The 25,892-nt window shown below is 67.6% G+C and carries 20 protein-coding genes; 11 read left to right on the top strand and 9 right to left on the bottom strand.

The annotated features are described in order from the left end of the window. Positions 1–52: 52 nt before the first annotated feature. From E0W80_RS12270 to E0W80_RS12255, 4 genes are all read left to right on the top strand, one after another. Positions 53–1,252, top strand: coding sequence for a methyltransferase (locus E0W80_RS12270; RefSeq protein WP_131492856.1), 1,200 nt, complete (start codon positions 53–55; stop codon positions 1,250–1,252). Positions 1,253–1,605: 353 nt separating this feature from the next. Beyond that, positions 1,606–2,907 carry a glycine betaine/L-proline ABC transporter ATP-binding protein gene (locus E0W80_RS12265; RefSeq protein ID WP_047523880.1) on the top strand — a complete coding sequence of 434 codons (1,302 nt, stop codon included), beginning with the start codon at positions 1,606–1,608 and terminating at the stop codon, positions 2,905–2,907. Then, a complete protein-coding gene (locus tag E0W80_RS12260; protein ID WP_047523881.1) occupies positions 2,907–3,911 on the top strand; it encodes a proline/glycine betaine ABC transporter permease in 1,005 nt (334 codons plus the stop codon). Before E0W80_RS12265 ends, E0W80_RS12260 begins: the two co-directional genes overlap by 1 nt. Positions 3,912–3,969: 58 nt before the next feature. Then, a complete protein-coding gene (locus E0W80_RS12255) occupies positions 3,970–4,875 on the top strand; it encodes a glycine betaine ABC transporter substrate-binding protein (protein ID WP_047523882.1) in 906 nt (301 codons plus the stop codon). A gap of 113 nt (positions 4,876–4,988) precedes the next feature. Here E0W80_RS12255 and E0W80_RS12250 read toward each other — a convergent pair whose 3' ends face one another. Beyond that, complete coding sequence (locus tag E0W80_RS12250; protein WP_131492854.1) at positions 4,989–5,876, bottom strand: MurR/RpiR family transcriptional regulator; 888 nt, start codon at positions 5,874–5,876, stop codon at positions 4,989–4,991. A gap of 103 nt (positions 5,877–5,979) precedes the next feature. Here E0W80_RS12250 and E0W80_RS12245 point away from each other — a divergent pair, with 103 nt between their 5' ends. From E0W80_RS12245 to E0W80_RS12220, 6 genes are read left to right on the top strand one after another with little or no spacing between them, the layout of a single operon-like run. Further along, positions 5,980–7,143: a C45 family peptidase gene (locus tag E0W80_RS12245; RefSeq protein ID WP_131492852.1), complete on the top strand. Its 1,164-nt coding sequence runs from the start codon at positions 5,980–5,982 to the stop codon at positions 7,141–7,143. A 29-nt stretch (positions 7,144–7,172) separates the two neighbouring features. Then, a complete protein-coding gene (locus E0W80_RS12240) occupies positions 7,173–8,819 on the top strand; it encodes an ABC transporter substrate-binding protein (RefSeq protein WP_131492850.1) in 1,647 nt (548 codons plus the stop codon). Positions 8,820–8,821: 2 nt separating this feature from the next. Next, on the top strand, positions 8,822–9,775 hold the full coding sequence (locus tag E0W80_RS12235) for an ABC transporter permease (RefSeq protein ID WP_131492848.1): 954 nt from the start codon (positions 8,822–8,824) through the stop codon (positions 9,773–9,775). After that, the gene (locus E0W80_RS12230; protein ID WP_131492847.1) at positions 9,772–10,620 is read left to right on the top strand and encodes an ABC transporter permease; all 849 of its coding nucleotides are present in this window, start codon (positions 9,772–9,774) and stop codon (positions 10,618–10,620) included. Before E0W80_RS12235 ends, E0W80_RS12230 begins: the two co-directional genes overlap by 4 nt. A 3-nt stretch (positions 10,621–10,623) precedes the next feature. Next, a complete protein-coding gene (locus tag E0W80_RS12225) occupies positions 10,624–11,418 on the top strand; it encodes an ABC transporter ATP-binding protein (RefSeq protein ID WP_131492845.1) in 795 nt (264 codons plus the stop codon). Beyond that, on the top strand, positions 11,415–12,269 hold the full coding sequence (locus E0W80_RS12220) for an ATP-binding cassette domain-containing protein (RefSeq protein ID WP_131492843.1): 855 nt from the start codon (positions 11,415–11,417) through the stop codon (positions 12,267–12,269). The genes E0W80_RS12225 and E0W80_RS12220 overlap by 4 nt, the downstream gene beginning before the upstream one ends. Positions 12,270–12,415: 146 nt before the next feature. On the opposite strand, the gene E0W80_RS12215 is transcribed toward E0W80_RS12220, so the two are convergent. The 5 genes from E0W80_RS12215 to E0W80_RS12195 form a co-directional block, all read right to left on the bottom strand. Beyond that, positions 12,416–13,183: an ABC transporter permease gene (locus E0W80_RS12215; protein WP_131492841.1), complete on the bottom strand. Its 768-nt coding sequence runs from the start codon at positions 13,181–13,183 to the stop codon at positions 12,416–12,418. Beyond that, positions 13,180–13,956, bottom strand: a complete 777-nt coding sequence (locus E0W80_RS12210) for an ATP-binding cassette domain-containing protein (protein ID WP_131492839.1) — start codon at positions 13,954–13,956, stop codon at positions 13,180–13,182. The genes E0W80_RS12215 and E0W80_RS12210 overlap by 4 nt, the downstream gene beginning before the upstream one ends. Beyond that, positions 13,953–14,324: a DUF1048 domain-containing protein gene (locus E0W80_RS12205; RefSeq protein WP_131492837.1), complete on the bottom strand. Its 372-nt coding sequence runs from the start codon at positions 14,322–14,324 to the stop codon at positions 13,953–13,955. The genes E0W80_RS12210 and E0W80_RS12205 overlap by 4 nt, the downstream gene beginning before the upstream one ends. 2 nt (positions 14,325–14,326) lie before the next feature. Further along, entirely contained in the window at positions 14,327–14,662 is a 336-nt protein-coding gene (locus E0W80_RS12200; protein WP_131492835.1) for a PadR family transcriptional regulator, read from the bottom strand. A gap of 171 nt (positions 14,663–14,833) precedes the next feature. Next, positions 14,834–15,595: a LysM domain-containing protein gene (locus E0W80_RS12195; RefSeq protein WP_131492833.1), complete on the bottom strand. Its 762-nt coding sequence runs from the start codon at positions 15,593–15,595 to the stop codon at positions 14,834–14,836. Positions 15,596–15,842: 247 nt separating this feature from the next. On the opposite strand from E0W80_RS12195, the gene E0W80_RS12190 reads away from it, so the two are divergent. Next, on the top strand, positions 15,843–21,041 hold the full coding sequence (locus tag E0W80_RS12190; RefSeq protein WP_131492831.1) for a DUF11 domain-containing protein: 5,199 nt from the start codon (positions 15,843–15,845) through the stop codon (positions 21,039–21,041). An 84-nt stretch (positions 21,042–21,125) separates the two neighbouring features. Here the strand turns inward: E0W80_RS12190 and E0W80_RS12185 are convergent, their stop codons facing one another. From E0W80_RS12185 to E0W80_RS12175, 3 genes are all read right to left on the bottom strand, one after another. Beyond that, positions 21,126–23,642: a LuxR C-terminal-related transcriptional regulator gene (locus E0W80_RS12185; RefSeq protein ID WP_131492829.1), complete on the bottom strand. Its 2,517-nt coding sequence runs from the start codon at positions 23,640–23,642 to the stop codon at positions 21,126–21,128. 89 nt (positions 23,643–23,731) lie between these two features. Further along, a complete protein-coding gene (locus E0W80_RS12180) occupies positions 23,732–25,087 on the bottom strand; it encodes an anaerobic C4-dicarboxylate transporter family protein (RefSeq protein WP_131492827.1) in 1,356 nt (451 codons plus the stop codon). Then, positions 25,084–25,824, bottom strand: a complete 741-nt coding sequence (locus tag E0W80_RS12175) for a peptidase E (protein WP_131492826.1) — start codon at positions 25,822–25,824, stop codon at positions 25,084–25,086. The genes E0W80_RS12180 and E0W80_RS12175 overlap by 4 nt, the downstream gene beginning before the upstream one ends. Positions 25,825–25,892: the final 68 nt, after the last annotated feature.

Raw genomic sequence — 25,892 nt, 5'->3', positions numbered from 1 at the left:
CTCGATCGATGTCAACCCCTTCGCCGACCTCGTCCGCGCGTACAGTGGGCTGGTGTCGGAGTTCCCTTACAGCCGCCTGCGCCGCTGGCCCGATGTCGAGGCGGACAACCTCCAGGCGCACGATGCCACGGATGAGCTGCTCGTCGACCGGGCGCGCGCCTTCGGTGCTCCGGGGTCCGAGACCGTGGTCATCGGTGACGGCTTCGGTGCGATCACCCTGGCGCTCACGGACGCCGGGCTCGACGGTGTCCGGGTCCACCAGGACCTCGCGACGGGGCGCCGCGCACTGCAGCGGAACGCCGAAGAGCTCGGGATCACGGGGTTCGTCTCGCACGAACTCGAGCCCGCGCTGCTCGAAGGCGCGCGTCTCGTGGTGCTGCAGCTCCCGAAATCACTGGCGGAGCTCGAGGAGATCGCGGATGCCGTCGCACGCTGGGCCGCGCCCGACGTGGTCCTCGTGGCCGGCGGCCGGGTGAAGCACATGACGCTCACCCAGAACGAGGTGCTGGGGCGGAGTTTCGCGCACGTGCAGGCGCAGCGCGCCGAGCGGAAGTCCCGGCTGATCGACGCGTCGGGACCCCTTCCCGTCCCCGCGGATCCGCCGTTCCCCGTGACGGCGCAGCACGATGGGCTGACCCTGGTCGCCCACGGTGGCGCGTTCGCGGGCGCTCGTCTCGACATCGGCACGCGGGTGCTGTGCGAAGTGCTCGGTCTGGGTGGTTCACAACTCCTCAAAGATGGCGGGAATCAGACCCGAAACGGCCCGATCGGTGCGGGCGGCGAGGATTCTTCCGGAGTTGTGAACGCGACGGAGGGGCCACGCGTGCTCGATCTCGGTTGCGGTACCGGCGCGCTCGGCGTCTCGTTCGCCCTCGCACATCCGGAGGCGCGGGTGACCGCGACCGACCGCTCGGCCGCAGCCGTGGCATCTGCGCGAGCGACGGCGTCCGCGAACGGGGTGGCCGACCGCGTCACGGTCATGCATGACGACGCAGGGTCCGAGCTGCCGGACGGCTCGTTCGACATCGTCCTGCTGAACCCGCCCTTCCACCTCGGCACGAGCATCCACACGGGCGCCGCCACCCGCCTCTTCGACGCCGCGGCCCGCGTGCTCCGACCGGGTGGCGAGCTCTTCACGGTCTACAACTCCTCCCTCGGATACCGCGCCGAATTGACTCGTCTGATCGGCGCCACCGAACAGCTCCGACGCACCCCGAAGTTCACTGTGACCCGCAGCGTCCGGGGCCGCTGAGCGCGCGTTTCGACCCTCGATGAATGCCCGTTATGCGATCGTTGGATACCTGTGCAATCCCCCGGTCAGCGGAAGAAAAAGAACGTGGTCACACCGCCGGGATTTGCCCCTGATCGGCCATTTCGTTACGTTGGAACGTGGGCCTGACGGCCCGAAGACCAGTCCGCGATCACGTCCTTCTTTCGATGAGCTGTGCTGCGAAGAGGCGTGGGCGTACGGTCGATGCTCTATCGCGGTGGATCCGAAATCCACCGTCTGTGCCGCCACAGCAGACATGTCGAACGGCCTCGAGAGCATCACCCGGACGTAACCGAAGCAGGCTCAGCCACCCGAAGGCGAGCCGCAGGGGAAACGTGTCCGAAATCGCTCTCGAAGCGCGCAATCTATACAAGGTTTTCGGTAAGAATCCGAACACCGCCGTCCGTCGCCTGAAGGCTGGTGAGAGCCGAGCCGCCGTGACCGACGCCGGCACCGCAGCGGTCATCGACGCCAGCTTCACCGTCAACCGCGGGGAGATCTTCGTCATCATGGGCCTGTCCGGATCGGGCAAGTCCACCATCATCCGCATGCTCAACGGCCTGCATGATGTGACCGACGGCTCCGTCACGGTGAACGGCGACCCGATCACCGGAATCCCGGCCTCGAAGCTTCGCGAGATCCGTCGCGACCGCATCTCGATGGTCTTCCAGCACTTCGCCCTGCTGCCGCACCGCACGGTCGCGGCGAACGTCGCCTACCCTCTCGAGCTCAAGGGCACGCCCAAGGCCGAGCGCTTGGCCAAGGCGGAGGAGATCCTCGCCCTGGTGGGTCTCGAGGGCCAGGGCGACAAGCTTCCCTCCGAGCTGTCCGGTGGAATGCAGCAGCGCGTCGGCATCGCCCGCGCGCTCTCCGCCGACAGCGACATCCTGTTGATGGATGAGGCGTTCAGCGCGCTCGACCCGCTGATCCGCCGCGAGATGCAGGAGCAGCTGCTCGAACTGCAGCAGAAGCTCCAGAAGACGATCGTGTTCATCACGCACGACCTGAACGAGGCCATGTTCCTCGGTGACCGGATCGCCGTGATGCGCGACGGTCGCATCGTGCAGATCGGTACGCCCGAGGACATCCTGATGGACCCGGCGAACGACTACGTCGAGCAGTTCGTGCAGGATGTGGACCGTGCCCGCGTTCTCACCGCGGCCAACGTGATGGAGCGTCCGCGCCCCGTCGTGCCGCACACCGCGGGCCCCCGCACGGCCCTGCGCCAGATGCGCGATGCCTACATGTCGGCGACCTACGTGGTGGGTCGCGACCGGCAGCTGGTCGGCGTCGTGACCGACCGTGACGCGGTCAAGCTCGTCCGCCAGGGCGCGACCACCCTCGACTCCGTCGTCAAGCCGGTGCCGCAGAGCGTGCGTGAAGATGACGTGCTGATGAACCTGTTCGTGCCCGCCGTCGAGTCGCCGCTGCCGCTCGCGGTGACGGATACCGAAGGTCGACTCGTCGGTGTGATCCCCCGCGTGACCCTGCTCGCGGCGCTGGGCCCCGGCCCGGGCGCGACCGAGGAGATCACCCTCCCGATGATGCCCATGCCGCAGGCCGAGATCGATGCGGTGCTCGATGACGGGTGGACCGCTGAACCGGCGGATGCCCCGACGACGGAGGAGGTGCGCTGATGGACGGATTCCGCATTCCCATCGGGACCTGGATCGAATCGGTCGTCGACTGGATCAAGGACAACCTCGACGGACTGCTCGACGCGATCTCGTTCGTGATGAGGTTCCTCGTCGACGGGTTGACGACCATCCTCCTCACACCGAGCTTCCCGGTCATCATCGTGATCGCCGCGCTCATCGCGTGGATCGTGCGGTCCTGGCAGCTCGCGCTCGGCACGATCGTGTCGTTCGGACTGATCGTCGGGATGGACCTCTGGGTTCCCGCGATGCAGACCCTCGCGCTCGTGCTCGTCGCGGCCGTGATCGCCGTGCTGATCGCCGTGCCGCTGGGCATCTGGTCGGCGCGCAACGCCACCGTGCGTGCGGTGCTCAAGCCCGTGCTCGACTTCATGCAGACCATGCCGGCGTTCGTGTACCTGATCCCCGCGATCGTGTTCTTCGGCATCGGCGTGGTGCCCGGCCTCGTGGCCACCGTGATCTTCGCGCTGCCCCCGGGCGTGCGTCTGACCGAGCTCGGCATCCGCGGAGTCGACTCCGAGACCGTCGAGGCCGGACAGGCGTTCGGTGCGAAGCCGGGGCAGATCCTGCGCGGCATCCAGCTCCCGCTCGCGATGCCGACCATCATGGCCGGCGTCAACCAGGTCATCATGCTCGCCCTGTCGATGGCGGTCATCGCCGGAATGGCGGGCGCGGACGGACTCGGGAAGATGGTGGTCGAGGCGATCTCGACGATCAACATCCCGAAGGGCGTCGAGGCCGGTCTCGGCGTCGTGCTGATCGCGGTCTTCCTCGATCGCGTCACGGCGGCGCTGGGGGCACCCGGCGAGAACCGCTCCTCGCTGCTCAGCATGATCGAGCGACTCCGCACGCCGAACGGCGGAGGGAGCGGAACAGCATCCGCCCCCGCCTCCGAGAAGGATGCCGACCGGAAGGATGCCGCGGATCAGGCGGAGCGCGAGACGGTCGCTCCTCGACGCAGCGCTGTCGGCGGCGGCCCCCTCTGAGCACTATCCATAACTCCTACGGAACAACACCCATACGGAACTGAGAGAGAGAAATCACATGAAGAAGAAGATCCTTGCACTCACCGCAGTCGGCATCGCCGCATCGCTCACCCTCGCGGGGTGCAGCGGCGACGGTGCAGGCGGCACGGGCGGCGACAGCAACGCCGACGACAAGGGCACCATCACGCTGGGCTTCCTGCCCTCGTGGACCGACGGCCTCAGCACCGCGTACCTGCTGCAGGACCAGCTTGAGAAGATCGGCTACACGGTCGAGATGAAGACGCTGACCGAGGCGGGGCCGCTCTACACCGGCCTTGCGCAGGGTGACGTCGACATGTACCCCTCGGCCTGGCCCGAGCTGACGCACGCCTCTTACATGGAGGAGTACGGCGACGACATCGAGGACATCGGCACGTACTACGACAACGCCAAGCTCACGATCGCGGTGCCGGAGTACTCCGAGCTGAACTCGATCGAGGACCTCAAGGGCAAGGGTGCCGAGTTCGACGGCAAGATCATCGGCATCGAGCCGGGTGCGGGCCTCACCGCTCAGACCGAGAAGATGATCCCCGAGTACGGCCTCGACGGCGAGTACCAGCTCGTCACCTCGTCGACCGCCGCGATGCTCACCGAGCTGAAGACCGCGACCGACAAGCAGGAGGACCTCGTCGTCACGCTGTGGCGTCCGTTCTGGGCCAACGACGCCTTCGGCATGAAGGACCTCGAAGACCCGATGGGTGCCATGGGCGAGGCCGAGGGCCTGCACTTCCTGGGTACCAAGGGCTTCGCCGAGGAGTTCCCCGAGGCTGCGGAGCTGATCGGGAAGATCAAGCTCGACGACGCCCAGTACGGCGCACTCGAAGACCTCGTGGTCAACGAGTACGGCGAGGGCAAGGAAGCCGACGCGGTCGACGCGTGGCTGAAGGAGTACGGCGACGAGTTCGACTGGACCGTCACCAGCTGACCTGATCCAGGTCGCACTTCCCCGTCAAGGGTTCGCTCCCGTCGCACTCTCTGTCGTCCCGGTCCGCCGGGCGGCAGGAGTGCGACGGGAGCTTCTGGGTTCGGGGGCGGGAGTCAGTAGCCCAAGCGGGCTCGAACATCGTTGAGCAGCTGCGAGGAGCGCAATGCCGCGTCTGGCGCGACGGCAGAGATGCCCTGCACCAGCACGTCCGAGATCAGAATGGCCGAAAGGCTCTCAGACGTCAGTCCCGTCGGGGTGTGCGGTGCGGTCAGGATCGTATCGACGCGTGACGAGAGCCGGTCATGGAGTTCGTCGGTCACGAGGATGACGCCGGCGCCCATCAACTGCGCGTGATCCAGGAGCACGTCGATGTCACGGGTCACCCGCCCGGGCGCGAAGATGACGAGGATGTCCTTCGCCCCGAGGTTCATGACCTCATCGGCGAGGCGGAAGCCGTCCGTGCTGAGCCGCCGCGTGGTGAGGCCCGTACGCCGCAGGCGCAGTGCGAGATTCTCGGCGGCGATGCCGGAGGCGCCGAGGCCGTAGCAGTAGATGCTCTCGGCGCGCATGAGCAGCGTGATCGCCGCGGAGTACGCGTCGTCGTCGTTCGATGTGCGGGCGAGTTCGATGAGTGACGCGGCCTCGTCCCAGGTTTCCTTCTGGATCCGGGCGAGATCCTGTCCGATGTGCTCGATACGCGTCTTGAGCCGCACCTCAGGCGAGACGCTGCTCGAGAAGGGGGCCGCGACCTCCTGTTTCAAGTGCGAGAGTCCCGAGTACCCGAGCTTCTGCAGGGTGCGGACGACCGAGGCGTTCGAGGTGCCGCTCTGGGTGCCGAGCTCGGCGGCGCTCGCGTAGAGGATGTGCTCGGCGGAGGTCGATGACAGGACGCGGCAGACGGCTCGTTCGGACTTCGAGAGGTCGTTCCATGTCCTGGCGATGCGCGCTCGGAGACCGGAGAGCGCGGGATTATCTGTATCACTTGTTACAAACGGTTCCATTGCTGTATCATTCTGTTCGAGAGGCGCATCATCCGTAACGGATGTTTCAATCATCCTGGGTGCATCGACTTTCCGCAACAGACTCAGCAGACAGGGAGGTCCCATGCCGGCTACCACGCCGATCCGCATGATCGAGATAAGTGGAGCGCCGCGCGAACGTGGGCGCCTCTACGGGGACGCCGCGGCTGACCTCATCGCAGGATCGCTGGAGTACTACAAGGAAGCGTTGACCCAGCAGACGGGCATGAGCTGGGCCGAGATCACGGCCTCCGTCTCGCAGTGGCTTCCGATCAGCGAGCAGATCGCCCCGCATCTGATCGAGGAGATGCGCGGGATCGCCGAGGGAGCGGGCGTCTCCTTCGCCGAGATCCTCACATTGAACGTGCGCGGGGAGTTCGTCTACGACCACCAGAGCCCTGCGAAAGGTGTGATCGCGGCGGCACGGGTCGACGATGACGAACGTGATGCGGTCGACGGGTGCACATCCTTCTTCCTGACCGGGGAGGGCAGCGGCACGGGGCACACCCTCGTCGGACAGAACTGGGATTGGCGCACGCGTACAGCGGGTACGACCCTCATCGTCCGCGTCGTGCAGGATCCGCTTCCCACGGTGATCATGCAGGTCGAGGCCGGTCAGGTGGGCCGCCACGGAGCCAACTCCGCGGGGATCTCGCTCAATGCCAATGGTCTCGGTGGAAGTTTCGGCAATGCGGTCGGAGTGCCGCAGACCTTGATCCGTCGACTCGTCCTCGACCAGGGCGATATCGCGAGTGCGCTCAGGACGCTCGTCAAGACGCGGCCCCATATCGCGAGCAACGCCCTGCTCGCCGACCGCAGCGGATTCGGCATCGATCTCGAGACCACGCCGAGCGGTGTGGATTGGATCTATCCCGAACGCGGTGTGATCGCCCACACCAACCACTTCCAAGCATCCGTGCCCCCGCAGCTCGCCGGGTCCTACCTCCCGGTATCCGCGGACTCGCTGCTCCGTCTGCCGCGTGTCGAGGCAGGACTCGCCAGGGTGGCGATGGCGGAGTCACCCGAGGAGAGTTACGCATTCGTCCGCGAGGCGATGTCGGATCACATCGGTTTCCCCGAAGGGGTCTGTACACATCCGCACCCTGACAGTCCTCCGGTGAAGCAGTGGTCGACGCTCCTCTCGAGCTGTGTCGATCTGACGACCGGTGAGTACCGCGTCGCGAACGGGTTCCCGTGCGAGACCGACTACGAGGTGCTGCCTTGGAATCTCTACGACCCCACCCACTGACAGACTGAAACACGAGGAGATAGCGTTCAATGAAGAAGCAGCATCACCCCATCACGCTGATGATCGGCGCGATCACAGCGTCGGCGTTCGTCCTGGTCGGTTGCAGCTCGAGCTCGGACGACGACGGTGGCGGCGACACCGCCTTCGACGTCCCGTTCGGCGCGACGACACCTGCCGCTGCCGGCTCACTCGATACCGTGACCTGGATGCTCGGAGGAGAGCCGACGACGCTCGACGCCGACATCGACGCCACCACCGCCGACGACACGGTCCTCGCGAATGTCTGCGATCGGCTCATGCAGGTGCAACCTGACCTCACCCTCGGGCAGGGGCTGGCATCAGACGCGCAGTGGACCGATGACACCCATCTCGTCTTCACCATCAGGCAGGACGCGCTGTTCCATGACGGAAGCCCCGTGAGCACCGCCGACGTCTTGTGGAGCATGCAGCGACATTCCGCTGAGGGCGCTGCCGAATCCGACGAGTACCGGAATGTGGTCGCGATCGAACAGACCGGTGATGACCAGATCACCGTCACGACGTCGCAGCCGGACGCCATCCTCCTCCAGGCGATGGCGGGCGACGGTGGCATCGTCTGGAACCCGCGTGTGATCGAAGCCGAAGGGGAGGACTTCGGCAGCCCCGGTTCCGCTTCCGCCTGCAGCGGACCGTACGAGGTGACCTCGTGGGATGCGGGGTCGCAGCTCACCATCACCAAGTTCGCCGACTACTGGAACTCAGACGTCGACGCTCTCACGAACGAGATCGTCTTCCGCTGGGCCGATGAGACTGCGATCGCAAACTCGGTCACGACGGGCGAAGCCCAGGGGTCCTTCCTGGAGAACGCAGGTGCCGCGAGGAGCTTCATCGAGAGCGCAGACGTCTCCGTCTATCAAGGTCCCTCAACGAACGCCTGGGTGCTCGAGACGACAGATCGTGGCGCGCTGACGGATGAGCGCGTCCGTCAGGCGCTCTCGCTCGCTCTCGATCGCACCGGGGTGGCCGCTGCCGCTTTCGGCGGTCTCGCCCAGCCGTGGAAGACGCCGGTCGGATCGGGGGCCTGGGGATACCAGGTCGATACCTTCGAGCAGGCGTACGACGCACTCGAAGGAGCGCCCGCGAAGCCGAGCGATGCCGACCTCGCCGCCGCCGAAGACCTGATCTCCGAGGCAGGCGTCCCGTCCGCTCCGATCGTCGTCGCGTCCAACGGGTCGTCGACGCACAACGTCATCGCGAACGCGCTCGTGTCCGCCGCGCAGTCCATCGGGCTGGAGGCGGAGATCACGGTGATCCCCCAGGTGCAGTACGGCGACTTCTACTCCGACCCCGAATTGCGGGGTCAGGCGGACTTGTGGCCCGATGAGTACTACATCTCGAAGAACGACCCGCTCGGCTTCTACAAGAACGGCGCATCCGATGCGAGCGTGAACTTCGGCGTCTTCGCCGACCCGGAATACGATGCGCTGGTCGATGAAGGCTACGCGGCGACGGACGACGTCGAGCGCGCCGCGATCACGATCGAGTTGCAGAAGCGCTGGGTGGAGCACGCCGTGTGGATCCCGGTCGTGGCGACGCCGTCGACGCTCATCATGTCGAACGACGTCACCGGCGTACCGGCCTCTGCGGCCTTCATCTACTACCCGTGGGCCGTCGACCTCGGCAGCACGAAGGGGTAGTCGTGGTGGCGCTCGCGTTCCGCAAGCTCGCCGGCATGGTCTTCACGCTGGTGATCGCCTCCTTCATCATCTTCGCTGCGATGTACGCCGCGCCGGGTGATCCGGTCACGTTCCTCATCGGCAACCCCGAGAACCTGACCCCGGAGCGGATCGCGAGCGTCCGGGCCCAGTACCACCTCGACGAGCCGATGCTCGTTCAGTACGGGCACTGGGCCTCGGGAGTCCTCACCGGCGACTTCGGCCAGTCTTTCCAGTACCACCAGCCGGTGAGTGCGCTCCTTGCCGCGAGGGTGCCCATCACCCTGTCGCTCGTCGCGTACGCAGCCATCCTGCTCACAGTGATCGGCATCGGTCTCGGTGTCATGGCCGCCGTGCGCCGGGGGAAGGCGGTCGACACCGCTATCACCGGAGCAACGACCCTCGCCGCGAGCATCCCCTCCTTCGTGTTGGGCATTGCCTTCGTCGCGCTCTTCGCCGTGGAGCTGCGGTGGTTCCCGGTCGCCGGCGCAGGCACGGCGGGATTCGATCGCGTGTACGCGCTCACTCTTCCTGCGCTTACCCTCGCCGTCACCGCGCTCGCGATCGTGAGTCGTGTCACGCGCCAATCGATGATCGAGCAGTTCTCTTCCGAGCATGTCGAGGCTGCCCGCGCTTCGGGGCTGCGCGAACGGTATGTCGTGCGTGATCACGTCTTGCGCGCAGCCTGGGGGCCGATCATCACCATGATCGCGCTCGTCATCGCGAGCATGATCGCCGGAACGGTCGCAGTCGAGACGGTGTTCGGGATATCCGGCGTCGGCTCGCTCCTCGTCGATGCGATCAACACGCATGACTTCCCGGTGGTGCAAGCGGTGCTCCTCTTCATGGTCGTCGCCTACATGATCGTCACGACGATCGTCGACCTGCTCCTGCCCGTGCTCGACCCCCGAATCGGACGAAGGGCGGTGTCCGCATGACCTCGATCCTGCTCCCGCGGGTTCGCAGACGCCGGCGGTCCGGATCCGACCTCGGGTTCTGGATCTCCTGCGGCTTCCTCGCCCTCATCGCCGTCGCGGCCGCCTTCGCCCCACTCCTCGCCCCCTACGAGGCCGACAGTGTCGACTTCGCGGCGATTTGGGAAGGTCCGAGCGCACAGCACCTGCTCGGCACGGACCAACTCGGACGCGACCTCTTCTCCCGGTTGCTCATCGGGGCAGGCGAGACGCTGGTGGGCCCGGTGGTGCTGCTCGTGCTCGCCACCATCCTCGGTGTGGCGATCGGCGTATTGGCGGCATGGCGAGGGGGGTGGATCGATACCGTCCTGGCCCGCGTGACCGACGTGATGTTCGCGTTCCCCGGCCTGCTCTTCGTCGTGCTCGTCATCGCCGTGTTCGGCAAGGGTCCCGCAACAGCGATCGTTGCACTCGCGCTCGCCTATGCACCGGTGATCGCGAAGTACACGCGAAGCCTTGCGTTGAGCGAGATGACGCGTCCCTACATCGACGCCTACCGGGTTCAGGGGCTCGGCGGCTTGACGATCTGCCTGCGCGGAGTCATCCCGAACCTGCTGCCTCCGCTCGTCGGATACCTGGTCGTGCTCTTCGGGGAAGCTCTCATGAGCCTTGCGACGTTGAGTTTCCTCGGGTTCGGCGCGCAGCCTCCGAGTTCCGAATGGGGCCTGATGGTGCAGGAGGGGCAACCCGGCATCATCCAGGGAGAGTTCCTCCCGACGCTGGTGCCCGGTGCTGCCATCGCCATCGTCGTCATCGCGGTGAACGTCGCCGGGGTGCGTGTGGCCGACCGACTTCTTGCGAAGGGATGAGTGATGCTCCTCGAAATTCAGGACCTTGATCTCGCCTTCGGGCACGGTGAAGACGCGGTGAAGATCCTCACCGGCATCACCCTGAGTGTGGACCGCGGCGAACTCGTCGGGCTCGTGGGCGAGTCGGGCTCGGGAAAGTCGACGACGGTGCGCGCGGCCCTCGCCCTCTATGGCGAGGAAGCGACGATCGCGGGGAGTATCCGGATCGATGGAACACAGATGGTGGCCGCCGACGAAAGGACCCGACGACGGGTGCGCTCCGCATCCGTCTCGCTTGTGCAGCAGGACCCGCGTTCCGCACTCAACCCCGTGCGGCGCATCGGGGATTCGCTCTCCGAACGACTCGTCCGTGTCCACGGGTGGCAGCGAAGCCGTGCGGAGGCGCACATCATCCAGCTCTTGGCCGCGGTGGGGCTGACTCACCCGGAGCGGCGCATGCGGCAGTTTCCGCACGAGCTCTCGGGCGGCATGCTTCAGCGCGTCGTCATCGCATCGGCGCTGAGCGCCGACCCTGCGCTCCTTCTCGCCGACGAGGCGACGAGCGCGCTCGACGTGACGACGCAAGCCGAGATCGTCGCCATCTTCCAGCGGCAGATCCGTGAACGTGGTCTCGGGATGCTCTTCATCACCCACGACCTGGCACTCGCGGGCGCGATCTGCGATCGGATCCATGTCCTTCGGCAGGGTGAGATCGTGGAGACGCTGACGAAACCCGGGCTCTTCGCGGATGCGGTCCACCCGTACACACTCTCGCTGATCGAAGCTGCCCCCGTGCTCGACACGAAGGAGCCGTCATGAGTCTGGTGGAAGTCTCCGATCTGTACCGGGCGTTTCGGATGGGTCCGGGAACAGAGCGCGTCGTCGCTGTCAACAACGTGAGTTTCGCCATCGACGCAGGTGAGGCGCTCGGTCTCGTCGGTGAATCGGGCTCGGGCAAGTCGACGATCGCCCGGATTCTCGTCGGTCTGGAGCGCGCCGACGCGGGGTCGGCGGTGATCGACGGTGTCGATCGCCTCCGCAGGCCGCGCGGCAGGGCTGAGCGCCTGGCGAGAGCTCGCGCGGTGCAGATGGTGTTCCAGGACCCGAACGGGTCGCTGGATCGCCGACTGACCGTGCGGCAGACGCTGCGGCGGACTCTGAGGCTGCGAGAGGAGGCAGCGGGTCCTCATGCCGACCGTACGATCGCGGAGCTGCTGGATCGGGTGCGACTCACCGAACGGCATGCCGACGCGAAGCCCCACGAGCTTTCGGGCGGTCAGCGACAGCGCGTTGCGATCGCACGGGCACTCGCGGTCTCTCCTCGTCTCGTCGTCCTCGACGAGGCCGTATCCGCACTCGATGTCTCCGTGCAGGCTCAGGTACTCGAACTCCTCGCCGAGATCCAGCGCGAGTCGAGGGTGAGCTACCTGTTCGTCAGTCACGATCTCGCTGTCGTCCGCGAACTCTGCTCCCGGGTTCTCGTGCTCTTCCGTGGCGCAGTCGTCGAACAGGGGGATACCGAGCGGGTTCTGACCCATCCCGAGCACCCCTATTCGCAACTCCTCATCGCTTCGACGCCCGGCCCGGGGTGGGATCCGGAGCGGGTCGTCCGCGACCGGATGACGTTCACGCAGCGCATGGAGGTCGTGGGCGGGGGCGAATCGGGCTAGTCGCCCTCATCGCGTCGAGGTCACGCCCTGCCCGACGCCCACACGCAGATGAAGGAGATCTCTTGATCTGAAGGACTCAGGGTTCTGAGGGGCCTTCGAATCAAGAGATCTCCTTCATCTGGTGCGGGGCCAGATCGGGGAGAAGATCAGCTGACCTTCTTCCGGTAGGAGATGATCGCGAACACGTAGGCGACCACGAGGATGCCGACGCACCAGGCGAGGGCGACCCAGATGTCGTTGCCGACGGGCTGCTCGGCGAACAGCGCCTGGATGGTGTTGACGATCGAGGTGACCGGCTGGTTCTCGGCGAACCACTGCACCGGTGCCGGCATGGTGTCGGTCGGGACGAAGGCCGAGCTGATGAACGGGAGGAAGATCAGCGGGTACGAGAACGCGCTCGCCCCGTCGACCGTCTTGGCGTTCAGGCCCGCGATGATGGCGAGCCAGGTGAGCGCCAGGGTGAACAGCATCAGGATGCCGATGACGGCGAGCCAGGCCCAGAAGCTCGCCCCGGTGCGGAAGCCCATCACGAATCCGACGCCGAAGATGATCGCCAGGGTGATCGCATTCGCGGTCAGTGAGGTGAGCACGTGCGCCCACAGCACACTCGACCGGGCGATCGGCATGGAGTGGAAGCGCTCGAAGATCCCGCTCTGCATGTCGGTGAAGAGCCGGAATGCGGTGTAAGCGATCCCCGAGGCGATCGCGATGAGCAGGATGCCGGGGAGCAGGTAGTTCACGTAGTTCTCGGCGCCGGTGCTCTGCTGGAGCGCGCCGCCGAAGACGTACACGAACAGCAGCATCAGGGCGATCGGGGTGACCGCCGTGGTGATGATGGTGTCGGGACTGCGGAAGATGTGCCGCATGGAGCGGCCGGTGAGCGTCGCCGTGTCGGCCGTGAAGTGCATGGTCATGCTGCGTCCTCCTTCTGCGTGGACGAGGGGCCGATGAGGGTGAGGAAGATCTCCTCGAGGGTGGGCTGCTTCTCGACGTACTCGACCTTCGCGGCCGGCAGCAGGCGCTTCAGCCCGGCGAGGGTGTCGTTCGCGATGATGCGGCCCTCGTGCAGGATCGCGATGCGGTCGGCCAGTTGCTCCGCCTCATCGAGGTACTGCGTGGTGAGCAGCACGGTGGTTCCGGTGTTCGCGAGCTCCTTGATCACGTCCCACACCTCGATGCGGGCTTCGGGGTCGAGGCCGGTCGTCGGCTCGTCGAGGTAGATGACCTCGGGGTGCCCGACCAGGCTCATCGCGATGTCGAGCCGGCGACGCATGCCGCCCGAGTAGGTGCCGACCTTGCGGTTGCCGGCATCCGTCAGGCGGAAGGTCGCCAGCAGATCGTCGGCGACCTTCCCGGGGTCGGGCAGATGCCGCAGCTTCGCGACCAGCACCAGGTTCTCGCGTCCGGTGAGGATCTCGTCGACGGCGGCGAACTGTCCGGTCAGGCTGATGCGCTCCCGGACGCCGACCGGGTTCGCCGCCACGTCGATACCCTGCACGGTCGCCGTTCCGGCATCCGCCTTCAGCAGGGTGGAGAGGACACGCACCATCGTGGTCTTGCCGGCGCCGTTCGAGCCGAGGAGGGCGAAGATGCTGCCCTTCTCGACCTCGAAGTCGACCCCGCGCAGGACATGCAGATCCTTGTAGGACTTCTCGATACCGCGTACCGAGATGGCGGCGTTCGTCATGACTCGTTCTCCTTCTTCCTCGCGTCGTCGAACGCCTTGATGAGGCGCGCGCGCTCCTTGTCGATCCACTGGGTGCCGCCGTAGGCGCGGGCATACTCCTCGGCGTACTCGACGGGGTCGTCGCCCACGATCGCGCTGACGGGGGTGCCGTCGATGGCAGCGCGCTCCCACAGGTCCGCGAGGTCGAGGAACATGGTGACGATGGTGTCGCCGTCGGTGATGCCGCCGTAGTACAGGTAGTACCGGTACTGGGCGTTCGCCACCTCGCGGTACGGCGAGGGGAGGACGTCGATGCGGGCCTTGGCCTGCTTGTACTGCTTCTTCTGCTCGAGCGATCCGGTGAGCGCTTCGATCCACTTCGCGGCCATGATCAGTTCTCCTCGTTCGTGTTGTTCAGTCGTTCGATGTGCGTGCGGAGGAAGTCCCAGGTCTTCCAGAACTCCCCGAGCTCCTGGCGGCCCTGCGCGTTCAGGGTGTACACCTTGCGGGGCGGCCCCTTCTCGCTCGGGACCTTCTCGACGTCGACGAGCTTCTTCTGCTCGATGCGCACCAGGAGTGCGTAGATCGTGCCCTCGGCGATGTCGGTGAACCCGTGGTCGCGGATGCGGGTCGTGATCTCGTATCCGTAGGCCGGCTGCTCGGCGAGGAGCGCCAGAACTATGCCCTCCAGAGTGCCCTTGAGCATCTCGGTCATCTGCTTGCCCATCAGGTCCTCCCTTCCTCTCTCGGTACTCAGTGTTGCTGGGTACCGGTACAAAGTAACACTGAGTACCGGTACTTAGCAACACCGAATACCGGGATCTTCCGAGAAGTTTCCTGAGGGTTTCCTGGCGCGCGAAAACGAGGGCTCGCCGAACGGCGGCGCGGAGTCCCGCTGCTACGGGAACAGGCGGCGGAGCAGCGGAAGATCGTCGTCGCTCAACGCCTGGGTGATCACGGCTGCGGTCTCCGGGTGCATGTCCTTCTCGAGGCGCTTCCAGAGCCACCGGGCGGCACCCAGATCTGCCGTGGCGACAGCGGTCGAGAACGCCGCCACGCCGTCGTAGTAGGGGATGGTGGAGGAGCCGGGCTCGGCGTTGTACGGCCCGTAGATGTCGACGAACGGAAGCGTCGGATCCGGGCGCAGGTAGAGGGTGTCGCCCGGGCTGATCGGCTCGTTGGCGCGCACGTGGTTGAAGCTGGAGACCGTGACGTAGTCGACGCAGAATCGCTCGCCGATCGCGATGAGGCTGTCGCCGGCCCGCACCTCGTAGGAGAAGATCTCGCCGGCCGCATCCAGCGTGACGGGTCCGCTCGCCAGCTCCGACGCGCCCATCTCGACGAGCTCGCCCAGGAGCTTGGCGTGCATCGGAGAGCCGTCGTCCCGGTAGATGTTGATGAGCGCGTTGGTGGTGCAGTCACCGGGACCACCGGCGGGAACGCTGATGCCGTCGCCCAGGTCGACGAGTCCGCCCTGCTCGGTCTTCTCCGCGCGACTCGTCGGGGCCGTGGAGGGCTCGGCGGCGAAGCGCTCCGACACCCACGAGCCCGCGTCGACGACAGCCGGCGCGGCGCCGATCACGGCGGGAGCCGCTACGGCGACCAACCCCGCGATGGCGACGACGACGACCGCGGTCGTGATCTTGGTGGTGCGCTGCATCCCGACAGCATGGCATCCCTCCCCGCCGGGACGCGAGAGCCCGTGCGGAGGGAGCATGCCGTACGCGGGGTGAAAAGGCGGGGTGAATTCTCCGGGATCGGCCGGAGCGGTCGTCGGGGGGCGGGCAGTCTGGCGGATGGCCCGAGCCGAGTTCGCCATGTCTGGATGGTGCTCGGCGGTCGCCTGAGGGGGCGGGGGTTTCCGTGTGCGAACGCGCACCGGGGAAGCGATGAATGGGGAGTCTGTCATGGGGTTTCGTGTTGCCCGCAAGGACCACACAGCCAATGGCCTTCCGTCCGAGCGGCACAGCCGCTGGCGGGGCCGCGCGAAGAAGCTGATCGGAGGCGCCCTGAGCACGGCGCTGGTCGCCTCGTCGATGGTGTTCATCGGAGGCACGCTCACGGCGGCTCCCGCGATCGCGGCTGACCCGTTCCTCTGCACGCCGGGCGCCGTGTACGTGCAGAGCACGACCGAGGTGCGCGAGTTCATCGTGGACGAGCAGGGCGGCACACCGGGAAACGGCGGCACGCTCGGTTCCACCACCCTCGGCGTCGACCACTCCAACAATGCCCTCGGCATCTCCTCCAGCGGCCGCTACGCCTACACGGTCACCAATGCGGCCGGATCCAAGGTGCTGGCCAAGCATGACCGCGTGACCGACTCCACGAGCCGCACCACGTTCACGCTCAACTCCTCCGTGCTCCGAGGTGCCGTCCACCCGGTGACCGGCGTCTACTACTTCGCCAGCGGTACCGTCAGCGGCGCCATCAACCTCTACGCCTGGAACGAGAGCGTCACTCCGCAGGCCTACGTGCAGGTCGGCACGCTCCGCCCCACCGCCGGCAGCAGCGCGTTCGGCGCCAACGGCGACATGGCCTTCAGCGCCTCGGGCCAGCTCGTGCTCGTGGCCGACAATGTCATCTACTCGTCCGACCTTCCCACCTCGCTCGCGCCGAGCACCGCCACGATCGACGCCAAGCAGGTCCACAACATGGGCGACGGCGTGCAGGGCAACGGCATCGCGTTCGGAAACCTCGGCCACATCTTCGTGTCGGTCTCCGGAGGCGGAAACCGCATCATCGAGGTCGACCTCCCCCGCGGCGTGACCGTCAACACCACCTCGATCGGAACCTTCGGGCCGACCGACATGGCCAGCTGCACCTTCCCGAACACCCTCACGCTGAAGAAGGACCTCCCCGAGGGGCGTCACGCCGCCACCGACCAGTTCGCCCTGCGTGTGCAGTCGCCGGCCGGCTATCAGGTCGCGCAGACGGACGCCACCACCCGCGGAGAGGCCACGGGGCTGCAGCCGGACTACGCCGGACCGGTGTTCACCAACCAGGGCGACACCTTCCGCCTCTCCGAGTCCGCATCCGGAACCACGGACAGCACCCGGTACGCCGAATCGCTCGACTGCGTGCAGGTCGAATCCGACGGCTCCACGTCTCCGGTCGCCGTGACCGCAGACGGCAGCGTCGTCCAGCCCGCCGGTGCGCTCGGCACCGACGTCACGTGCACGTTCACGAACGTACGTCTCGCACCCGACCTGGCGCTGCGCAAGACCTCCGACCCGGCCGACGGCGTCGCCGTGCAGGCGGGTCAGCGCATCACGTACACCGTCGAGGCGGAGAACACGGGCAACACGATCCTCGACCCCGTCCGCGTGAGCGACGACCTGTCCGGCGTGCTCGCGTTCGCCGAGTACCAGGGAGACGTCGCCACGGAGCTCGATGGCTCCCCCGTCGCGTCCGGCGCCGCAACCATCACCGGTGACGACCTCGCCTGGACCGGCGCGCTCGAGCCCGGTCAGGTGCTCACCATCACGTATTCGGTGATCGTCGACGCCGATGTCGAAGGAGAGCGGATCGCCAACAGCGTCACCGCCTCCGGCACCCCTCCCGGCGGCTTGCCCCCGGTCGATCCTCCCGCGGTCACGACCGAGCACCCGGTAGCGGGCTACACCGTCGCCAAGAGCTCCAGCCCCGCTGCCGGCACCGTCGTGGAGCCGGGGCAGACCATCGAGTACACGGTGACCGGCACCAACACCGGTGCCACGGTGCTGAATCCGGCCTCCCTCTCCGACGACCTGTCGGCCGTGTTCGCACACGCCGCCTACAACTCCGACGTCGCCACCGAGATCGACGGCGCACCCGTCGCCGCGGGCGCAGCGACCATCACGGGCGACGACCTCGCCTGGACCGGCACGCTCCAGCCCGGACAGAGCGTGACGATCACGTACTCCGTGACCGTGGAGGCCGACACCTCGGGTGAGATCCTGAAGAACACCGTCAGCGGCACCGCGACGCCCACGACTCCGGACCCGAGTGACCCCGACGGGCCGCAGGTGCCGGGCGAACCCATCGTCCCGCCCACGGTCACCACCGAGCACCCGGTGATCGGTTCGGGATTCACGATCAGCAAGTCCGCCGACCCCGCCTCGGGCACCGCCGTCTCGGCCGGCGACACCGTGACCTACACGATCACCGGAACCAACACGGGTGACACCGACCTCGATCCGGCCCGGATCGTCGACGACCTGTCGGGTGTGCTCGATGACGCCGGCTACAACGACGACGTGACCGCCGACCGCGGCTCCGTCACCGTCAGCGGCGACACGCTCACCTGGACGGGCGATGTGCCCCGCGGCGAGTCCGTCACCATCCGCTACTCGGTGACCGTCGATGCCGGAGTCCAGAAGGCGCTGCTGAACAACGTCGCCCGTGGCACGGCCACACCGCGGATCCCGGTCGACCCGGCCGACCCCGACGGTCCCACGACCCTGGGGACCCCGATCGTCCCGCCGCCCGCGGAGACGAACCACCCGGTCGTCGAGACCGGCCTCGAGGTGACGAAGTCCGCGGACCCCGTCTCCGGCACCGCCGTGCGCGCGGGCGACACGATCACGTACACGATCTCCGGTGTCAACACGGGTAACACGACGCTCGACCCCGCGTCCATCGTCGACGACCTGTCCGCCGTGCTCGCCCACGCTCAGTACGGCGGCGACGCGAGCGCATCGACCGGAGCCGTCGAGCTCGACGGCACGACGCTCACCTGGACCGGGGCGCTCGCTCCCGGCGCCAGGGTCGACATCACCTACACGGTGACGGTCGACGCCGACGCGACCGGCGTGCTGCTGCGCAACACCGTCACGGGTGAGGGGACCCCGCTCATCCCGGTGGACCCGACCGACCCCGACAGCCCCACCACGCCCGGTACCCCGGTCACGACGCCGCCGTCGACGACGGAGCACCCGGTCGCCACCCCCGGCTTCACGGTCGCGAAGTCCGCCGACCCCGCATCGGGGACGCGTGTCGATCCCGGCAGCGTGATCACCTACACCGTCACGGGCACGAACACGGGTGACACCGTGCTCGACCCTGCATCGATCGCCGATGATCTGCGCGGCGCGCTTGCTCATGCCTCGTACAACGACGACGTGACCGCCACCCGCGGCGACGTCAGCGTGGTGGACGCCGCCCTCGACTGGAGCGGTGTGCTGCTCCCGGGCCAGGACGTCGTCATCACCTATTCCGTGACGGTCGACCCGACCGCCGGGGGTGAGACGATCGCGAACACGGCCACGGGCACGGCGACGCCACTCATCCCGACGGACCCGAGCGACCCGGACAGCCCCACCACGCCGGGCACGCCGATCACGCCGCCGCCGGCGACGACGGAGCACCCGGTCAACGAGCCCGGCTTCACCTTCGCCAAGACCGCCGAACCGGCTGCGGGCACAGCCGTGGATCCCGGTGATGTGCTGACCTACACGCTGACGGCCGTCAACACCGGTCAGACGGTGCTCGACCCGGTCGAGATCACGGATGACCTCTCGAAGGTGCTGCCGTACGCCTCGTACAACGACGACGCCGTGGCCGTGATCGGCGGGCTGCCCTCCGGTGCGGTGGCGGTCGACGGCGCGGAGCTCGACTGGTCCGGTGCGCTCGCCGTCGGTCAGACCGTGGTCATCACGTACTCGGTGACGGTCGGAGCCGACGGAGTGGGATCCGTGCTCGAGAACAGTGCGAGCGCGACGGCGACCCCGCCCGGAGGGTCCGTCATCACCCCGCCGCCCGGCACCACGACGAACGCCGTGAACGTCCCCGGATTCTCGGTGTCGAAGAGCGCCGACCCGGTGGCGGGCACGGCGGTCGACCCCGGCAGCGTCATCACCTACACGGTGACCGGGGTGAACACCGGTGAGACGGTCCTCGATCCGGTCGCGATCGTGGATGACCTCTCCGGCGTCCTCGCCCACGCCGACTACAACGACGACGCGGCCGCCCTGATCGGCACGACCGCCTCGACCGCCCCGGTGGTCTCCGGCGACAGCCTGTCGTGGACGGGAGCCCTCCAGGTCGGCGAGACCGTCACGATCACGTACTCCGTGACCGTGCAGGCGGATGCCGGGGGAGCGATCCTCGAGAACTCGGCTTCGGGATCGGCGACCCCGCCCGGCGGTGTGCCGCCGATCGAGACGCCGCCGGCCACGACGGAGCACCCGGTCAACGAGCCCGGCTTCGAGCTCCGCAAGTCGGCCGACCCCGCGTCGGGAACCCGCGTCGATCCCGGCAGCGTCATCACCTACACGGTGACCGGCGTGAACACCGGAGAGACCGCGCTGGCGCCGGTGAGCATCAGCGACGACCTCTCGGACGTCCTCGCCCACGCCGTCTACAACGACGACGCCACGGCGACCGTGATCGACGGATCCGCGCCCGCTCCGGTCGTGGACGGTGACGAGCTCACCTGGTCGGGCGCGCTCGCCGTCGGTCAGCGCGTCACCATCACGTACTCGGTGACCGTGAACGGCGACGCAGGTGGTGCGACGATCGCGAACACGGTCGCGGGAACCGCCACCCCGCCCGGTGGCGGGGAGCTCACGCCGCCTCCGGTGACGACCGAGAACCCGGTCGGTACCCCGGGCTTCACCTTCGTCAAGACGGCCGATCCCGGTTCGGAGAAGGCCGTGGCCGCGGGAAGCGTGGTCACCTACCGGCTCGTCGGCACCAACACGGGGGAGACCGGGCTGGATGACGTCGTCATCACGGATGACCTCTCCGGCGTGCTGCGGCATGCCGACCTCCGACCCGGTGCGACCGCCGTCGTGGGTGACCGCGCGGTGGCGGCTCCCGCGGTGGACGGGAACCAGCTGCGCTGGAGCGGCAGCCTCGCCCAGGGAGAGAGCATCACCATCACGTACTCCGTGATCGTGCACGCTGACGCGGCAGGCGCGAAGCTGCACAACGTGGCTGTGGGGACGGCCACTCCTCCCGGCGGTGAGACGATCACGCCGCCGACGAGTTCGACCGATAACCCGGTGCTGACGCCGCTCGCGCTCACCGGCGGAATCCTGGCCCCGTGGGTGCTGGCTCTGGCGATCGCTCTGCTGCTCGGCGGTGCCGTGCTGCTGATCGTGCGCCGACGCCGCTCGCAGGCCTGACGCTCGTCGGGAAGGCCCCGTCCGTCGTGATGCGACGGGCGGGGCCTTCGGCGTGTGCAGTCGGCGGGTGGTTGGCGCCGGCGCTCAGTCGGGCAGGAGGCCGTGACGGGCCGCCTGCTCCAACGCCTCGGAGCGATTGCCGGCGTCGAGCTTGCGGTAGATGCTGCGGAGCTGGGTCTTGAGGGTGTTCTGCGAGACGCGCAGCTCAGCGGCGATCGTCGGCAGCGGCGCACCGGACGTCAGCGTGCGCAGCACCACCTGCTCACGGGGGGTCAGGCGGGGGCGGCTCTCGAAGGACGGCAGAGCGGATCGCCGGGGGAAGGTGGCGCGACCGGTCGGATCGAGGTCGGCGCGGACCGCACCGAAGTCCTCCGCGCCCAGGAGCACGAGCGGAGTGGTGAGGCCGCGGTCCGCGAGCTGCGCGCTCAACGTCGCGCTCGACGGCTGCGCGGCGGCCGGGGACACCCGGCGCAGAGCGGCGCTGTGCACCGCCAGCGCTTCGGCGCGTTCTCGGGCCGTGGAGGGACGCAGGCGGGTCTGTCCCAGGAGTCGGACCACGTCAGCGGCCGCGCCGTCGATGAGAGCCAGACGTGCTCGCTTCACGACGGTGCCGAAACGATCGGACCCGGCATCGCGCTGGACGATGCTCTTCGCGGTGCCGACGTCGCCGAGGGCGAGGTGCAGCAGCACCCGCGGCCGGGAGAGCGCGTGGCGCACGTGGGCGGCGCTCGCCTCCCTCCCTCGGAGGCGCGCGAAAGACTCGAGGCGCTCCAGGCCCCCTGCTGCATCTCCCTCGTGCAGGGCGATCCACGCCTCCACGGAGGCCATCGTCGTCCAGTGCTCGCTCGTCGCTCGGTATGGCTCGAAGAAGCGGATGTGCTGCTTCGCCGCCGGGAGGTCGCCGTCCTCCACCGCGAGCATCGCACCGGCGATCCGGTAGAACGTGCTCTGGTAGCTGTCCAGGAGCTCCGGGTCCCACTCGCCGTCGCGCACGAGGGAGAAGTAGTGCCGCGCTTCGGGCAGGTCGCCGTTCAGGGCGTGGACACCCGCGAGGAGGCAGATGCCGTGGAAGCCGTTCGTGCTCCCGTGCGCCGCGGCGAGCGCCGTGGCCCGCTCCCAGACCTCGATGGCTTCGTCCAGCTGTCCGCCGTAGTACAGGGAGATGCCGATGTGCGTGCACATGAGTGGCACATCGCGGGCGTACTGCTGCCATTGCGATTCCGGTGTCTCCTGGAACAGCGCCAGGGCTCGCGCGGCCATCTGGGCGGCCGGCTCCGGCCGCCCGATGGCACGCAGGGAGGCGCTCTCCGCCGCCCAGATGAAGATCCGCTCCGTGGCTGACAGGGTGGGCCGACGGGAGTTCGCCGCAGCCACCGCCATGCGCAGCAGTTGGAGCCCCCGCTGGCGTCGGAGCCTGCTGGGTTTGAGGCTCATCCCCAGCAGCATGGCCACGAGCGGCTCCTGCTTGAGTCGTGCCACAGGGACGTCGGCGAGCAGCTCCGCGACCGCGCGCCGATCGCGGTGGAGCAGGCGATTCCACCCGGACATCGTGACGTGTTTCGCGAGCCGTAGATCGTCGTCCTCCAGGGCGAGTCGCAGCCCTTCGAGGGGCATGTCGCGGCGAATCGCCCCTTCTGCCGCGAGGCGTCGGAGGTGCGCGACTTCGCCGGGGAAGGATCGGCGCAGCTCACGGCGCAGCATGCCGCGCGTCAGCGGGGTGAGGGCGAAGGTGTCGCGTCCATCGTCCGACCACCGACCGAAGCCGAACGTCTCGGCCTGGTCGAGGGCTTTCGCGATGTCGGGGTCACGCGTGAGTGCGACGGCCAAGGGGAGATCGACCGAATCGGTCACGCTGATGCGCAACAGTCCCTCGAGGGTCTGCGTGTCGAACGCGCACTCGGCGAGCCGGTCCTGCAGATAGTCCTCGATCACGGTCGTCGCAGCGCGAAGCGACTCGGCATCCGCTCCGGCTCCGCGGAGGGCCAGCGCACGGATGAGCGCGGGGAAGCCCGCGGTCGCCTCCCGGATCTCGCCGGCCATGTCGTCATCGACCCCGAGCGCGCGAGAGATCTCCTCGGTGTCGAACATGAGGTCCGACGGCGCGATGACCTTCGTGTCGATCACGAGATCCAGACCCTCGCTGTCGAAGGGGCTGGGGCGATTGGTGGCGACGATCAGCCGCGTGCGCGGGGTGGTGGCGATGGCGCGGCACAGGGCGAACACGCCTTCGCGGTCCACGGGGGCCGCGTCGTCGAGTACCACGACCAGAGGACCTTCCGCGTGGCGCAGGCGCGAGGTCACGGCAGGCCATCCATCCTCCGCGAGGTCGTGTGCGACGTCTGTGCGCGGCAGAGCTCGAAGCAGAGCGCGGGCGAGCGCCGCGCTGGGCGCGGTGGCGGGCGAGGCGGTGATCCAGACCACGCGCGATGCAGTGGCGGACGCCCACTCCACGAGGGCGGTCGTCTTGCCCGACCCGGACGCGGCACGGATGAGCGTCAGAGGTGTGTCGGTCTCGAGTGTGGCGGTCAGCCGCGGCCTACTGATCGCGTGCGCCGATACTCGCGGTACATGTCCATCCCCCTGCGCGACAAATGCCGACACCCCAACCTCCCCAGGTCCCCGCCTCTACGATATTCCGAAATATCGGTGGGGCAAGCTCCCGGGGACGGTGTCGGCCGCTCGGGTGGAAGTCAGCCCATCAGGAACGAGAGCGATACCCCGACGACGATCGCGACACCCACGTAGATGAGGTTCGGCAGCTGGAATGAGTGGTCGAAGACGAACTTGCCCATCTTCGTCGTGCCGGTCTGGTCGAACGCCACGGTGGCCACCTGGCTGCCGTTCGCCGGCAGCGTGTAGATCCCCATGGTCGACGGCCACAGCCCCACCAGTAGAGGTGCCGGAAGCCCGATCGTGATACCGATCGGCACGATCGCGTTGGTCGCGCTCGATTGGCTCGTGGTGAGCATGGCGACCGCGAAGAGTGCCATCGCGAAGAGCAGCGCGCCGAGGAAGGCCGACGATCCGGAGACCACCGATCCGAGCCCGTCGACGATGAGGGTCTGGTTCGCCGCCACGAACGTGTTGGCGAGCCAGGCGATACCGAACAGGGCGATGGCCCCCACGATGCCGGCGGGGAAGGTCGGCTGCTTGGGGACGTCGGCGGCCTTGACCTTGCAGAACACGAAGATCAGGGCGGCGATGATGCCCATCGTGACCTCGATGATGACGGTCACACTGAGTCGGACGGGATCGCCGGCATCGTCGGTCCCGATCACCGGACGCAGATTCTCGAACAGCCCGAAGAACACGATCACCGCGACGCCTGCGAGGAACAGGGAGGCCGAGAGCACGGCCGTCGGCGGGAGCTTGTGCTCGTGCGCGTCCACCGCCGGGGGCTTGATCTGGTGGTCGGCCAGGCGTCGCTGGAACTCCGGGTCGTCGTCGAGGTCCTTGCCATGACGCATCATCACGAGCGCGGCGACGAAGAGCCCGGCGATGGAGGCCGGCCACATGATGAGCAGCAGTCCTCCGAGATCCACGCCCTGCGGCGCGAGCAGGACCACCATCGATGCGGTCGCGGCCGAGACGGGCGAGCACAGGATGCCGACTTGCGAGGCGACGGCCGAGACCGAGAGGGCGCGTTCGGGGCGGATCTTCTGCTGGTAGGAGACATCGTAGATCACGGGCAACAGCGGGTAGAAGATGTTGCCCGTGCCGGCCCCGACGGTGAAGAGGAACGACATGGCCGGGGCGAGGAACACGACCGACTTCGGTTTGCGCCGGATCACTCTGGCCGCGACGGACACCATCCAGTCGATACCTCCGGCGGCTTGCATGGTGGAGGCGGCAGTGATCACGGTGATGACGATGAAGACCGCGTCGACCGGGGCGTTGCCCGGCGCTTCGCCGAACACGAAGATGAGGAGGGCGACGCCCACCAGCCCCCAGACGCCGAGACCGATCCCGCTGGTGCGCGTGCCCATGTAGATCGCACCGACGACGATGATCAGCTGTGCGAGGAGGATCCACACGTTGTCGTTCATGACGACGGCCCCTTCGTGATCGGAGCGGACCCGGTGAGCACGGTCGTCGGCAGTTCGGTCTCGACGATCTTCCCGTCGATCGCCTCGACCCGCAGGGCGAGCGCGTCCTCGACAGGACTGATGGCGGTGACGAACTCGGAGTTCGCGAAGTGCAGCGACTGAAGGTTGCCGACGGCATAGCCCATGGAGAGCTCCCCGCTGAGGAGGGAGGCGTGAAAGAGAGGGCGCCGCTGATCCTCGGCGTCGTAGTGCGGGCAGAAGCTGCCGTTCAGGAACCCGAGTCCCTCGGGGAGCACCTGGAGGGTCGGACCGTAGCTGTCGGTCGTGCCGCCCTCGAACCAGCAGATGCCACCGGCGCTGCCACCGGTGAACACGACGTTCGAGTCGGGATCCTCCCACATCTCACGCATGATGACGTCGAGGCCCTGTCTCTTCCATACGTCGAGCATGTTCGCGGTGTTGCCGCCGCCGACGTGGATCACGTCGAACCCTCTCACGAAGCCCGCCAGGTCGTCGACCGCACGATGGAAGAGGGGGAGATGGTGCGGTGCGCACCGGTCCGAGTCGTAGGTGGAGTAGAAGCTCAGGATGTACGCGGCGTCGTCGCCGGTCGCCGTCCCGACGAAGAGGACCCGGGGTCGCTCCTTGCCGGTGAGTCCAAGGATGTAGTCGTGCGTCGGGTCGTTCCGCCGCTCCATCATGGCCTTACCGGCCCCAGTAGCCACCACGTGAGACATCGGCCGCCCTCCGACTAGATCGTGCCGCCACCATAGAGGGGCGGCACCCGCGGCGTCCAGAGGGTCTT

The sequence above is a fragment of the Microbacterium sp. PI-1 genome (genome assembly GCF_004337555.1).
Lineage (GTDB): Bacteria > Actinomycetota > Actinomycetes > Actinomycetales > Microbacteriaceae > Microbacterium > Microbacterium aurugineum.
The sequence above is the reverse complement of the archived record's forward strand: the minus strand, read 5'-3'. Positions and strand labels throughout refer to the sequence as shown.